Below are 13,634 nucleotides of genomic sequence, written 5' to 3'. Positions count from 1 at the left end.
GGGAAAACACGATAATGCCGGAGGACATCATGGCGAAGGATACCACCAAAACCGAAACTGCGCAGTTCCTGTCGCAGGATCCGCATGCCATCCGCGAGCCAAGGGTCAACAATCTGGAAATGGCGATTGGCCATGAGGTGCGCGCCTATCGCAAGAAACTCGGCATCACGGTCACCGATCTTGCATCGGCCACCGGCGTTTCCGTGGGCATGCTTTCCAAGATCGAAAACGGCAATATCTCGCCGTCGCTCACGACGCTGCAGACGCTCTCAAAGGCGCTGGGCGTGCCGATCACGGCCTTCTTTCGCGGTTTCGAGGAGCCGCGCAGCGCCACCTTCGTCAAAGCGGGGCAGGGCGTGAATATCGAGCGCAGGGGCACTCGCGCCGGTCATCAATACAGCCTGCTCGGCCATATCGACAACAATACCAGCGGCGTCACCGTCGAGCCCTATCTCATCACGCTGACCAAGGATTCGGACGTGTTCCCGACCTTCCAGCATGAGGGAATGGAGTTTCTCTACATGCTGGAAGGCGAGGTGGTTTACCGCCACGGCGAGCAGCTTTTCACCATGCAGGCCGGCGACAGCCTGTTTTTCGACGCCGATGCGCCGCATGGGCCGGAGGAATTGGTGAAGCTTCCCGCGCGTTATCTGTCGATCATTTCCTATCCGCAAAGGCGACTGGGCAATGACTGAGAATTTGCCTTAGAAGAAAAAAATATTCCTGATAGTTGACGGAATGGAATTCCATATGTTAGCCCTTCATTCAGAAACGAATGGAGGTGCTTGTTGATGTGCGGCATTGTTGGACTATTCCTGAAAGACAAAACCCTTGAACCGCAGCTGGGTCAGCTGCTTTCGGACATGCTCGTCACCATGACCGATCGCGGCCCGGATTCGGCCGGTATCGCGATCTACGGAAGCGCTGCCGACGGCCGCGCGAAAGTGACGATCCAGTCGGCCGATCCGGCCGCCGATTTTTCCGGCCTTGCCGAAACGCTGAAGGAAAGCGGCGTCGATGCCGTGGTCACGGTGAAAAGCACTCATGCTGTTCTCGATATTCCCGCCGAAAAACTGGATGGTATCCGTCCGGTTCTTTCCGCAATCCGCCCGAATGTGCGCGTGATGGGTTCCGGCGACAGCGTGGAAATCTACAAGGAAACCGGTCTTCCGAAGGATGTCGTCACCCGTTTTGACGTGCGTTCCATGGCCGGCACCCATGGCATCGGCCACACCCGTATGGCGACGGAATCGGCGGTGACGACGCTTGGCGCGCATCCCTTCTCCACCGGTGCAGACCAGTGCCTGGTGCATAATGGATCGCTTTCCAACCATAATAATCTGCGCCGCGAACTGGTGCGTGAAGGCATGACGTTCGAGACCCAGAACGACTCGGAAGTCGCCGCCGCCTATCTCACGGCGGAAATGGCCAAGGGCAAGGATCTGGGCGAGGCGCTGACCGGCGCGCTCGACGATCTCGATGGTTTCTTCACTTTCGTCGTCGGCACCAAATCCGGTTTCGGCGTGGTGCGTGATCCCATCGCCTGCAAGCCTGCTGTCATGGCCGAGACCGACCAATATGTCGCTTTCGGCTCTGAGTATCGCGCTCTGGTCAATCTCCCCGGCATTGAAAATGCCCGCGTCTGGGAGCCGGAACCGGCGACCGTCTATTTCTGGGACCATGAAAAGGCCGCCTGAGACCCGTGATCGGCGCCTGTTTTGAAAGTCATATCCATGCCAGTTTTCGATCTCTCCCACACGCCGCTGCGTGAACTCAACAAGGCGCTCCACGGTCTTTCCTCGGGCGCGAACGACACCGAATTCGAAGTCGTCAATCCGCGCGGCCACCATGCCGTGGCGGTCGGCATCGACAGCCCCGTCACCGTCGATGTGCACGGTTCGGTCGGTTATTATTGCGCCGGCATGAATGATGGCGGCACCGTCACCGTGCACGGCTCGGCCGGGCCGGGTGTCGCTGAGAACATGATGTCCGGCACGGTCGTCATCGAGGGCGACGCCTCGCAATATGCCGGCGCCACCGGCCGCGGCGGGCTTCTGGTCATCAAGGGCAATGCCGCATCCCGCTGCGGCATTTCCATGAAGGGCATCGATATCGTCGTGAAGGGCAATATCGGCCACATGTCGGCCTTCATGGGCCAGTCCGGCCACCTCGTCGTCTGCGGCGATGCGGGCGATGCGCTTGGCGATTCCCTTTATGAGGCGAAGCTTTTCGTGCGCGGTTCGGTGAAGAGCCTGGGTGCCGATTGCATCGAGAAGGAGATGCGGCCCGAACATCGCGAAAAGCTCGCTGAACTTCTCGACAAAGCCGGTGTCACGGATGTCGGCCCCGGTGAGTTCAAGCGCTACGGCTCGGCACGCACGCTCTACAATTTCAACATCGACAACGCCGACGCGTATTGAGGCGAGGGACATTCCGATGAGCTATCACAACCCCTTCACCCCGCCGCGCAAATCCGCAACTTTCGATGACCATACACTGGCGGAAATCCGCCGCGCGGCTGCGACCGGCATCTATGATATTCGCGGCGCGGGCACCAAGCGCAAGGTGCCGCATTTCGACGATCTCCTGTTTCTCGGCGCGTCCATCTCGCGTTATCCGCTCGAAGGTTATCGCGAGAAATGCGATACGACAGTTACGCTCGGTACGCGCTTCGCGAAGAAGCCGATCACGTTGAAAACGCCGATCACCATTGCCGGCATGAGCTTCGGCGCTCTGTCAGGCAACGCCAAGGAAGCGCTCGGCCGGGGCGCGACCATCGCCGGCACCTCAACCACGACCGGCGATGGCGGCATGACGGATGAGGAGCGCGGCCACAGCCAGACGCTGGTTTACCAGTACCTGCCCTCCCGTTACGGCATGAACCCGAAGGATCTGCGCCGTGCGGACGCCATCGAGGTCGTCGTCGGCCAGGGCGCGAAACCGGGCGGCGGCGGCATGTTGCTGGGCCAGAAGATTTCCGATCGCGTCGCCAATATGCGCAACCTTCCGAAGGGCATCGACCAGCGTTCCGCCTGCCGCCATCCCGATTGGACCGGCCCGGATGATCTCGAAATCAAGATCCTCGAACTGCGCGAAATTACCGACTGGGAAAAGCCGATCTATATCAAGGTTGGCGGCGCACGGCCCTATTACGACACGGCGCTGGCGGTGAAGGCCGGTGCGGATGTGGTGGTGCTGGACGGCATGCAGGGTGGCACGGCGGCCACGCAGGATGTCTTCATCGAAAATGTCGGCATGCCAACGCTCGCCTGCATTCGCCCCGCCGTGCAGGCGCTTCAGGATCTCGGCATGCACCGCAAGGTGCAGCTCATCGTCTCCGGCGGTATCCGTTCGGGTGCGGATGTCGCCAAGGCGCTGGCGCTGGGTGCCGATGCGGTCGCTATAGGCACTGCGGCGCTGGTGGCGCTGGGCGACAATGATCCGAAATGGGAAGACGAATACCAGAAACTCGGCACCACGGCTGGCGCTTACGATGACTGGCACGAGGGCAAAGACCCCGCCGGCATCACCACGCAGGATCCGGAGCTTGCCGCTCGCCTCGATCCCGTGGCCGCCGGCCGCCGTCTTGCCAATTACCTGAAGGTCATGACGCTCGAGGCGCAGACCATCGCGCGTGCCTGCGGCAAGAACCATCTCCACAATCTGGAGCCGGAAGATCTGGTGGCGCTGACGATGGAGGCTGCCGCCATGGCGCAGGTTCCGCTGGCGGGAACGAACTGGTTCCCCGGGAAAGGCAGCTTTTAAGCCATAAAGAACGGACGGGCGCATTTGGGAGGATGTGCCCGTCTTTTTTCGATGAAGTGTCTGATATTCAAAAAAAGGGGAATGACGTGACACTGGACCTCTCCAAATTTGCTGCCGAAAAGGGCATCAAATATTTCATGATCAGTTATACCGATCTGTTCGGCGGCCAGCGCGCCAAGCTGGTTCCTGCAGAAGCGATTGCCGATATGCAGAAGGATGGCGCAGGTTTTGCGGGCTTCGCCACCTGGTTCGATCTGACGCCCGCCCATCCCGATCTTTTTGCCGTGCCCGACGCTTCCTCGGTCATCCAGCTTCCGTGGAAAAAGGATGTCGCCTGGGTCGCTGCCGATTGCGTGATGGAAGGCCAGCCGGTGGAGCAGGCGCCGCGCGTGGTGCTGAAAAAGCTCATCGCTGAGGCGGCGAGCGAAGGGCTCAGGGTCAAGACCGGCGTGGAGCCGGAATTTTTCCTGATTTCGCCTGATGGTGCGAAAATCTCCGACGAATACGACACGGCGGAAAAGCCCTGCTACGACCAGCAGGCGGTGATGCGCCGTTATGATGTCATTGCCGAGATTTGCGATTACATGCTGGAGCTGGGCTGGAAGCCCTACCAGAATGACCATGAGGACGCGAACGGCCAGTTCGAGATGAACTGGGAATATGACGATGCGCTGCAGACCGCAGACAAACATTCCTTCTTCAAATTCATGGTCAAATCCGTCGCCGAAAAGCACGGGCTGCGCGCCACCTTCATGCCGAAGCCGTTCAAGGGCCTGACCGGCAATGGCTGCCATGCCCATATTTCGGTCTGGGACCTCGACGGCAAGGTCAATGCCTTTGCCGACAGGGAAATGCCGTTCGGTCTGTCGGCCAAGGGCAAGACGTTTCTCGGCGGCATCATGAAACATGCGTCGGCGCTTGCGGCCGTCACCAATCCGACGGTCAATTCCTATAAACGTATCAACGCGCCGCGCACCATTTCCGGCGCGACCTGGGCGCCGAATACGGTGACCTGGACCGGCAATAACCGCACCCATATGGTGCGCGTGCCCGGGCCGGGGCGGTTCGAACTGCGCCTGCCGGATGGCGCCGTGAACCCCTATCTGCTGCAGGCCATCATCATCGCCGCCGGCCTTTCCGGTGTCCGCTCCAAGGCCGATCCCGGTCCGCACTACGATATCGATATGTATCGCGAGGGCCACAAGGTCACGGACGCACCGAAGCTGCCGCTCAACCTTCTCGATGCGCTGCGCGAATATGAGAAGGATGCGGAATTGCAGCAGGCTCTCGGCACTGAATTCTCCAAGGCCTATCTGAAGCTCAAGCAGGGTGAGTGGAACAGCTATTGCTCGCAATTCACCGCCTGGGAGCATCAGACCACCCTCGACGTCTGAGCCCGATTTTCCCCGCCGCCCTTGCGGCTTTTCCCCGCGCTGATCAAGAGCGCGGGGTTTTTCACTAAAGCGCGTCGCGTCCAATCTGCTTCATGCCACGCGCTTTTGATCTTTGTTTTTAATCATGTCTCCCAAAACCGCTGCACACTTTTGGGAGACATGCTTTATCGATGACAGAAAGAGTGCCAGATGACGAACTTCGTCCTGACCGTGACATGCAAATCCACCCGCGGCATCGTCGCCGCCCTTTCAGGCTTTCTCGCTGAGAAGGGGTGCAACATCGTCGACAGTTCGCAATTCGACGATCTCGGCACCGGTCGTTTTTTCATACGTGTGGGTTTCATTTCCGAGGAGGGTGCGACACGCGACGCCTTGATGGCCGGGCTTGCTCCGATCTCGGAAAAGTTCGGCATGGAGGTGGCGCTGCACGACCAGGCAGAGCGGATGAAGGTTCTTTTGATGGTGTCGCGCTTCGGCCATTGCCTCAATGACCTGCTCTACCGCTGGCGCATCGGGGCGCTGCCGATCGATATTGTCGGCGTCGTCTCGAACCATTTCGATTATCAGAAGGTCGTCGTCAATCACGACATTCCGTTCCACCACATTCCGGTGACGAAAGAGAACAAACCGCAGGCCGAAGCCCGGATCATGGAGATCGTGGAAAGCTCGGCTACGGAACTCATCGTGCTGGCGCGTTACATGCAGGTGCTTTCCGACAGGATGTGCGAGGCGATGTCAGGCAGGATCATCAATATCCACCACTCCTTCCTGCCGTCCTTCAAGGGGGCCAACCCTTACAAGCAGGCCTATCAGCGCGGTGTGAAGCTGATCGGCGCGACGGCGCATTATGTGACTGCCGATCTGGATGAGGGACCGATCATCGAGCAGGATACCGTGCGCATCACCCATGCCCAGTCGGCCGAGGATTACGTGTCGCTTGGCCGCGACGTGGAGGCGCAGGTGCTGGCGCGTGCCATACACGCCCATATTCACCGTCGCGTATTCCTGAACGGCAGCCGAACCGTTGTGTTTCCCCCAGGTCCCGGCTCTTACGCTTCGGAAAGAATGGGATGAGCATTCTGCGTGAGCCGTGCTGATGTTGCCATAAAGAGAGCACGGCGCTAAATAAGTTGGTACGCCATAATACAAAAGCCATTTCTCGCTCTTGTTCGTAACCGCGTTGCGACGAAACGGGAGGTGTCAAACGAGGTGATACCATGACAGATGCTTCCCACGGAACTGCCATTCGCGTTGAGCGCCCGACAAAGACGCTGAGGGAACTCGCGCTCGACAAGGTCCGTGACGCCATCGTGAACGGTTATTTCCGCCCGGGCGACCGTCTGGTGGAGCGCGATCTCTGCGCCCAGCTCGGCGTTTCCCGCACCATCGTTCGTGAGGTCCTGCGGCATCTGGAATCCGAGGGGCTGGTGGCGAATTTGCCGAACAAGGGCCCGATGGTCGCAATGCTCGATCTCGATGAGGCGAAGCAGATTTATGAAATTCGCGGTGCGCTGGAGGGAATGGCGGCACGCCTTTGTGCGGAGCGCCGCGATCCTGCCATCGTGGAAGCGCTCGAAGCTTCGCTCAGTCATATCCGCGAAAGCTATGTCGAAAGGGATATGCCGGGCGTTCTGGCGCATACCTCGTCCTTTTATCAGACGCTGTTCAGCAAGATCGACCGGCATGTCGCCTGGGGCGTCGTCAACCTGCTGACGGTGCGGATCAACCATCTTCGTTCGATGACGATCAAGACGAAAAGCCGCGATACCGAAGGTCCGGCGCAAATGGAAAAGATCGTCGAGGCCATCCGGCAGGGGGATGGAGACGCCGCTTACAAGGCGGCTCTGGACCATGTCGCGAGCGCAAGCGCGATTGCGGAAGCTGTTCTCATCGCCCAGAAGACCGGCAAAGAGTAACCTCTTCCGCCTCGTGTGCGGCTAAAATTTCCGGCGCAGTATCTAGTCTGCGTCGGCAACTATCCCCGCAAGCGTGGTTTGCAGCATTTCCCGAACGGCAGCTACCGGATCGTTGAGCGGCTGGTCGTCGCGGTAAAATGGCACCGCCGTCCGGACACGCCGGTAAAGCGTATCGGTGCCGGGCGCACGGCCGCCTTCGTCTGGCTGCATGTCGTAAGCCTGCGCGGCGCTCATGATCTCGATTGCGAGAATGGTTTCCAGATTGCCGATAATCGAAAGCGTCTTATCGGCGGCGGCGGTAGCATGTGTCAGTATATCCTCCTGCAAGGCGGAGGTGATGCCGCCATCGAGGCTGGCGGGGGCGGCGAGGCGGCGGTTTTCCGCGGCAAGTGCTGCGGCCGTGTACTGGATGATCATGAAACCGGAACAGACACCATCGTTTTCCGCCAGAAAGGCGGGCAGCCCGCTGACAAGCGGGTTGACGAGCCGGTCGATACGCCGCTCGGAAATCGCCGCAAGTTCGGCCGCGGCCGTCGCCAGCCCATCCATGGCAAGCCCGAGCGCCGCACCGACGGCATGGGCCTGGGAATGGACCTCGGGCGCTTGCGGCGTGCCGCCGACGACCGGGTTGTCCGTAACACTCGCGAGCTCGCGGTCTACGACGTCCGCGATCTGCGCGACGCTGTCGCGAACGGCGCCGTGCACCTGCGGCACGGCGCGCAGGCTGAGCGGATCCTGCGTGCGCGATCCGGCCGACCGGGCAAGAAGCGGGCTTGCCGCCAGAAGCTGGCGCAGGTTTGCGCCGACGGTCTGGATGCCGGGTGAGCTGCGCAGTGCCAGCGGCCCTGCGGCGAAGGGATCGGCCTGCGCACCAAGGTTTTCATAGCTCATCGCCGCTGCCGCATCGGCCCAGCCAAGGAGCGAAGTCGTGCGGGCGAGCGCGAGGCTGGCGAGGCCGGTGGCGCAGGGTGTGCCGTTGACGAGGCTCAGCCCCTCCTTCGCCTGCAGAACCATGGGTTCGAGGCCGAGCTTTTCGAGACCCTGCCTGCCGCTGATGAGTTCGCCGCCGTGGCGGGCCCGGCCTTCGCCGATCAGCACCAGCCCTATCGCCGCGGCATGGGTGAGGTAACCCACCGAGCCCTTTGACGGAATGACAGGAAGAATATCGGCATTCAGCAGGGCCAGCAGCGCTTCGACCGTTTTGACCTGCACGCCGGAATAACCATGCGCGAAGTTGTTGATCTGGGCGGCCATGATGGCGCGCGTTTCTTCGCGCCCGAGCGGTTCTCCGACGCCGCAGGAGTGGCTGAGCAGGATGTTGCGGGAGAGGGCCTGCTGCTGCGGGATGTCGACGATCACATCGCAGAGCGCGCCGACACCGGTATTGATGCCGTAACCGCGCACCCGTTTTTCGACGAGTGCATCGACGATGGCGCGGGCTTCGGCAATGCGCCGCCACGCTTTGTCCGACAGGGAAAGCGTCGCGCCCTTTGCAACAGCGGCGATCTCTTGCCAGGTGAGGGCACGATCGATGGTGATCGTATCAGCCATGCTGGCCTTCTCCCGCACCCGTGCGGCGCTCCACGAAACGGGCGACATAGTCGTTTGCGGGGCTGTTGAGGATCTGGTCCGGCGTTCCCACCTGCACCAGCTTGCCGTCCTTCAGGATCGCGATCTGCGCGCCGATACGGAGCGCCTCGTCGAGATCGTGGGTGATGAAAACAATGGTCTTGTGCAGGTTCTTTTCGAGCTGCAGCAACTGGTCCTGCATATCAGCGCGGATCAGCGGATCGAGCGCCGAAAAGGCCTCGTCCATCAGGATGACGTCAGTATCGGCGGCCAGCGCGCGGGCGAGGCCGACACGCTGCTTCATACCGCCGGAAAGCTGGTGCGGAAACTTGTCCTCATAGCCAGAAAGGCCGACGGTCTCGATCCATTTCATGCCGATGGGCCGCGCATCGGCCTTGGTCAGCCCGCGCACACGCTGGCCATAAACGACGTTCTGCAACACGGTGCGGTGCGGCATCAGGCCGAAATTCTGGAACACCATGCTGACGCGCCGGTTGCGGAAGTCGCGCAGGTCCTTCGGTTTCAGCGCAAGAACATTGTCGTCGCCGACAAGAATCTCGCCGCTTGTCGGTTCGATAAGGCGGTTGATGTGGCGCACCAGCGTCGACTTACCGGAACCGGAGAGGCCCATGATCACGAAAATGCGGCCGCCCGCTATATCGAGGCTGACATTGTCGAGCCCGACGCTGCATCCCGTCTTTGCCAGGATGTCACTTTTCTCCGCGCCCTGCTGCGCCATGGCGAGCGCGGCCTTCCAGTTGCCGCCGAAGATCTTGGACACGTTGCGGATATGGATATCAGTCATTGCCCATTTCCTTCCGGCTGGATCGGCCAAAACCCTGGGTGATACGATCGAGCACGATTGCGAGAATAACGATGCCGAGGCCCGCTTCGAGGCCCTTGCCGACATCGAGCGTCTGGATGCCGTTCAGCACCTGCTCACCAAGGCCGCGCGCGCCGATCATCGAGGCGACGACGACCATGGAGAGCGCCATCATGATCGTCTGGTTGAGGCCGGCCATGATCGTGGGCGTGGCGAGCGGCAATTCGACGCCGAAGAGGATTTGTCGCGGGCTGCCGCCAAATGCGGTTGCCGCCTCCACCACTTCGCGGTCCACCTGCCGAATGCCGAGATCGGTCAGGCGGATCAGCGGCGGCACGGCGTAAACGATGGTGGCAAGCACGGCCGGGACCTTGCCGAGGCCGAAAAGCATGATGGCGGGAATGAGATAGACGAAGCTCGGCATGGTCTGCATGACGTCGAGCACCGGCAGGGTGATGCGCCTTGCCCATTCGCTTTTGGCAAGCAGGATGCCCATGGGCACGCCGATGACGATTGAGATGAGGCTGGCAATCAGCATCAGCGCCAGCGTCTGCATCGTCAGGTCCCAGAGACCGAGTGCGCCGACGATGAAAAGCATCACCGCCACCATGAGGACGAGCGAAATCTTCTTCGCCGCGAACCAGGCGAGCACCAGGAAGACTAGAAAAATGACCCACCACGGCAGACCGCGCAGCACCCATTCCACGAAAAGGATCGCCTGCAGGATCGTCTGCGAGATCGCCTTGAAAACGGAGCCGTAATTCACCACCAGCGAACGCACGATCTCATTAATCGGGCCTCGGATGGAAATATGAAAAACTTCGGGAAACATTGGTGTCGTCCTCGCGCCTGCCGACCCCATGTCCGGTAGCCGGCCCCTGTCCTGACGGGAAAATGCGCGCCGGAAGCCCGGCGCGCCTGCGATGTTTACTTGACGGCGGCTTCGATACGCGCCTTGGCGTCCGCAGAAACCCAGCTACCCCAGATATCGGCCTTGGTCTGAAGGAAGGTTTTGGCAGCGGCTGTCGCGTCGACCTGCTTGTCGGTCATATAGGCAAGGCTGGAGTTGATCTCCGCCAGCGGGAATGTCGCCTTTTCAAGGATCGCGATAATTTCCGGCGCTTCCTTCGCAAAGGTGCTGTTCACGCCATAGGCCACCTCAACGGAAGGGAAGGCGCAACCGGCGTCGCGCTTTCCATCGGCGCTCGTCAGTTCCTTCCAGCAGGCGTCGCTATAGGCCGGCTCCTGCAGCTGGACCAGCTTGTATTTGCCCATGATTGCCGTTGGGCTCCAGTAATAGAACAGCATCGGCTCGCCCTGGAGATAGGCGGCGGCAATTGCGGCGTCGAGAGCGGTGCCTGTGCCGGGGCGGAAGTTCACATAGTTTGCTTCCAGCTTGTAGGCCTGCAGCTTGGCGGTGTTGACGCCTTCGCAGGTCCAGCCCGAGGGGCAATTGAGGAAGCGGCCCTTGGTCGGCTCTTCCGGATCCTTGAACAGTTCGACGATCTTCGGGTCGGAAAGCTGGTCGACGCTCTTCAGGTCCGGCGCCTTGGCTTCGATGCCTTTTGCCGGGTCGCCCTTGACCAGATATTCCGGCACGAACCAGCCTTCGGCGGCGCCGACGAAGGTCTTGCCGACCGATGTTACCTGACCGGCTTCCGCGGCCTTGTTCCAGACGTCGGAGCGGCCGATCCATTCTTCAGCGAAGATCTGCACATCGTTATTGGCGGTCGCCTGTTCCAGCGTCACGGAGTTGCCGGGAATGGAATCGACCTTGCAATCATAGCCCTTGGAGAGGATTTCCTTCATGACTTCGGTGATGAAAGCGCCGCTTTCCCAGTCGATGCCGGCGAAGGTGATGGTCTTTCCAGCGGCGCAATAGCCTTCCGCTTTCGCGGACCCGGCATAGGCTCCCATGATGAGCGCGGTGGTGGCCAGCGCGATTTTCAGCTTTGAATTCAGCATTGCATTCCCCTTTTGGTTTGATGATTGGCAAGTTGCTGGCATGCGTTTTGTGGCTTCAGCCGGGCGTGCCCTGGGCAGATGTCCACCCCTCAGCCCGGCGGTCATTGGTGCATTTCATGTCCCGTCGAAATCGGCGGGCGGGCGCTCGTCGAATCAATATGGAATTCGATGTTCACCTTGGAGCGGCGTGTCGGAAGTTCACTATACAACTTTGAGAAATTCATATGCTTCCCGCGCATTGGCCATTCCGAGTCGAAGGCGTATGCGGTTGGCGGGTTCTGGCAAGGGCGGTCTTTCAGCGCATATTGCGCGACCGAGCCGTCGAGCATAGCTTCGGCATCGGTATGGCAGCTCCTGCCGTTGCGCTGGGCGGGCATTCGAATATCGCCCCGACTATCGGCGGGAGACTTGCGGCCGCTGGAGATTGAGTCTTCGCTTGCCATTATTTTCCCCTCAAGTTGTATATGTAACTTCACATATTTGCGAAAGACAAGCAAGATAGGATGTGATAATTTTGTGCTTGCGCGGATTCTGGCTGCGTTTTGTGCAGTCGCCCGATTTTTAGGAGTTTCAATGCTGCCCGTCACCGAAAACGAGTTTCCTGTCTCGGGCGATCGCTCCTCCCTGCCGCTGTATGAGCGGGTGAAAGAACAGATCAAGGAAAAGATCGCCAGCGGTGAGTGGTTGACCAACCACAGGATACCCTCCGAAAACGAGATCGTCGACATGCTGGGTATCAGTCGCATGACGGCAAACCGCGCCCTGAGGGAGCTGGCAACCGAGGGGGTAATCGTTCGCGTGCAGGGGCGCGGGTCTTTTGTTGCCCCGAAAAAGCGAAGCGCCGGCATGATGGGCGTGCGCAACATCGCCGACGAGATCAAGGAGCGCGGTTCGACGCATCGGCCTAGCCTGATCCTCGCCCAGACGGAAGTTTGTGGTCCCGATCTCGCAACCGCGCTGGAGATCGCCGTGGGAGCGAAGGTTTTTCACTCCATCATCGTGCATCACGAAGACGATGTGCCGATCCAGCTTGAAGATCGCTTCGTCAATGCGGAGATCGCTCCCGATTATCTGATGCAGGATTTCAATACGCTTACCCCGAATGCCTATCTGACGGCGGCGGCGCCGATTTCGCGGACCGAGCAATTCATCGAGGCCGCATCGCCCCAGCCCTGGGAATGCAAATTGATGGCCATCAGCCGAAACGAGCCGTGCCTTCTCGTGCGCCGCAGAACCTGGTCATCGAGCCGCGCCGTCACGTCCGTGCGGCTGCTCTATCCGGGTTCCCGATATCGGCTTGAAAGTCAGGAATAGAGGCGGCCAGCCTCGGCTGCCCTGATCTTCCGGAACATTATCGCAGTATAAGGCGGCCACTTGCGCATCTAGCCCGGCTGATGACGCCCCGGTCAAATCTGCCCCATTTTCCCGCCTCCAATCGTTGCTTGCCAAGTGCAATTGGTTGCCCACAGCGCTCGACTTGTCGGCGACGACAATCCCCCAGAATTCCACTGCTCGCCCTTGCGGGATTACGGTACTTGACAGTCATATATTATGGCATACCATAAGCCATCATATTTACGGAGAGAGCGCTGATGTCCATCCAGATCCGCAAGACCCTGCTGCAGGTCGAAACGACGTTGATTGAGGGGGGCAAGGCTGCCGCAGCGCCGTTGAAGCTGTTCGCCGCCATTGCGGTCGTTAAGAATCCTTGGGCGGGCAAAGGTTTCGTGGTCGATCTGAAGCCGGAAATTCACGCAGGCGCGCCGGTACTTGGTGAATTGCTGACGAAGATGATCCTTGACGCTGTCGGTTCCGGCGAGGCGGTGGAGGCCTATGGCAAGGCGGCCGTCGTGGGGCTGGATGGTGAGATCGAACATGCTTCCGCGCTCATCCATACGCTGCGCTTCGGCAATCACTATCGTCAGGCGGTTGGCGCCAAATCCTATCTCGCTTTCTGCAATACGCGCGGCCCCGGCAATGCGCCGATCATGATCCCGCTGATGGACAAGAATGATGAGGGCCGCCGTTCGCATTATCTGACGATCCAGACGGCCATTCCCGATGCCCCGGCTGCGGACGAGATCGTGGTCGCGCTCGGTGCTTCCGTTGGCGGCCGTCCGCATCATCGCATCGGCGACCGTTATCAGGATCTCAAGGATCTCGGCCAGGATGTCGCCAATCCGGCCGGCGTTTGAGGCGAAC

General features: G+C 60.2%; 14 protein-coding genes. 9 read left to right on the top strand and 5 right to left on the bottom strand.

Translation table 11 applies throughout. The features are described from left to right. Positions 1 to 14 precede the first annotated feature (14 nt). The 7 genes from PH605_RS15660 to PH605_RS15630 all read left to right on the top strand — a co-directional run bounded on the left by PH605_RS15660 (position 15) and on the right by PH605_RS15630 (position 7,075). Entirely contained in the window at positions 15 to 695 is a 681-nt protein-coding gene (locus tag PH605_RS15660; protein ID WP_161987914.1) for a helix-turn-helix domain-containing protein, read from the top strand. A gap of 96 nt (positions 696 to 791) precedes the next feature. After that, positions 792 to 1,697 carry a class II glutamine amidotransferase gene (locus PH605_RS15655; protein WP_142845381.1) on the top strand — a complete coding sequence of 302 codons (906 nt, stop codon included), beginning with the start codon at positions 792 to 794 and terminating at the stop codon, positions 1,695 to 1,697. A 36-nt stretch (positions 1,698 to 1,733) separates the two neighbouring features. After that, positions 1,734 to 2,420: a GXGXG domain-containing protein gene (locus PH605_RS15650; protein WP_142845380.1), complete on the top strand. Its 687-nt coding sequence runs from the start codon at positions 1,734 to 1,736 to the stop codon at positions 2,418 to 2,420. 16 nt (positions 2,421 to 2,436) lie between these two features. Further along, complete coding sequence (locus PH605_RS15645) at positions 2,437 to 3,765, top strand: FMN-binding glutamate synthase family protein (protein ID WP_078052083.1); 1,329 nt, start codon at positions 2,437 to 2,439, stop codon at positions 3,763 to 3,765. Between the two features lie 86 nt (positions 3,766 to 3,851). Beyond that, a complete protein-coding gene (glnT, locus tag PH605_RS15640) occupies positions 3,852 to 5,159 on the top strand; it encodes a type III glutamate--ammonia ligase (RefSeq protein ID WP_078052224.1) in 1,308 nt (435 codons plus the stop codon). Between the two features lie 189 nt (positions 5,160 to 5,348). After that, complete coding sequence (gene purU, locus PH605_RS15635; protein ID WP_142845379.1) at positions 5,349 to 6,233, top strand: formyltetrahydrofolate deformylase; 885 nt, start codon at positions 5,349 to 5,351, stop codon at positions 6,231 to 6,233. Positions 6,234 to 6,376: 143 nt separating this feature from the next. Continuing rightward, positions 6,377 to 7,075: a GntR family transcriptional regulator gene (locus PH605_RS15630; protein WP_059757796.1), complete on the top strand. Its 699-nt coding sequence runs from the start codon at positions 6,377 to 6,379 to the stop codon at positions 7,073 to 7,075. 42 nt (positions 7,076 to 7,117) lie between these two features. Here PH605_RS15630 and PH605_RS15625 read toward each other — a convergent pair whose 3' ends face one another. The 5 genes from PH605_RS15625 to PH605_RS15605 all read right to left on the bottom strand — a co-directional run bounded on the left by PH605_RS15625 (position 7,118) and on the right by PH605_RS15605 (position 11,875). Continuing rightward, positions 7,118 to 8,626, bottom strand: coding sequence for an HAL/PAL/TAL family ammonia-lyase (locus PH605_RS15625; RefSeq protein WP_142845378.1), 1,509 nt, complete (start codon positions 8,624 to 8,626; stop codon positions 7,118 to 7,120). Next, positions 8,619 to 9,449, bottom strand: a complete 831-nt coding sequence (locus tag PH605_RS15620) for a quaternary amine ABC transporter ATP-binding protein (RefSeq protein WP_003519594.1) — start codon at positions 9,447 to 9,449, stop codon at positions 8,619 to 8,621. The genes PH605_RS15625 and PH605_RS15620 overlap by 8 nt, the downstream gene beginning before the upstream one ends. After that, positions 9,442 to 10,299 carry an ABC transporter permease gene (locus tag PH605_RS15615; protein WP_137453595.1) on the bottom strand — a complete coding sequence of 286 codons (858 nt, stop codon included), beginning with the start codon at positions 10,297 to 10,299 and terminating at the stop codon, positions 9,442 to 9,444. The genes PH605_RS15620 and PH605_RS15615 overlap by 8 nt, the downstream gene beginning before the upstream one ends. A 95-nt stretch (positions 10,300 to 10,394) precedes the next feature. Further along, a complete protein-coding gene (locus tag PH605_RS15610) occupies positions 10,395 to 11,432 on the bottom strand; it encodes an ABC transporter substrate-binding protein (protein ID WP_142845377.1) in 1,038 nt (345 codons plus the stop codon). 101 nt (positions 11,433 to 11,533) lie between these two features. Continuing rightward, positions 11,534 to 11,875, bottom strand: a complete 342-nt coding sequence (locus PH605_RS15605; RefSeq protein WP_142845400.1) for a hypothetical protein — start codon at positions 11,873 to 11,875, stop codon at positions 11,534 to 11,536. A 130-nt stretch (positions 11,876 to 12,005) separates the two neighbouring features. On the opposite strand from PH605_RS15605, the gene hutC reads away from it, so the two are divergent. Both hutC and PH605_RS15595 read left to right on the top strand, forming a co-directional pair. Then, the gene (hutC, locus tag PH605_RS15600) at positions 12,006 to 12,746 is read left to right on the top strand and encodes a histidine utilization repressor (protein ID WP_065656553.1); all 741 of its coding nucleotides are present in this window, start codon (positions 12,006 to 12,008) and stop codon (positions 12,744 to 12,746) included. A 278-nt stretch (positions 12,747 to 13,024) separates the two neighbouring features. Beyond that, positions 13,025 to 13,627, top strand: coding sequence for an amino acid synthesis family protein (locus PH605_RS15595; protein ID WP_080857506.1), 603 nt, complete (start codon positions 13,025 to 13,027; stop codon positions 13,625 to 13,627). Positions 13,628 to 13,634 lie beyond the last annotated feature (7 nt).

The organism is Agrobacterium sp. CFBP 3001 (genome assembly GCF_027871605.1).
GTDB classification, from domain to species: domain Bacteria; phylum Pseudomonadota; class Alphaproteobacteria; order Rhizobiales; family Rhizobiaceae; genus Agrobacterium; species Agrobacterium leguminum.
The sequence above is the reverse complement of the archived record's forward strand: the minus strand, read 5'-3'. Positions and strand labels throughout refer to the sequence as shown.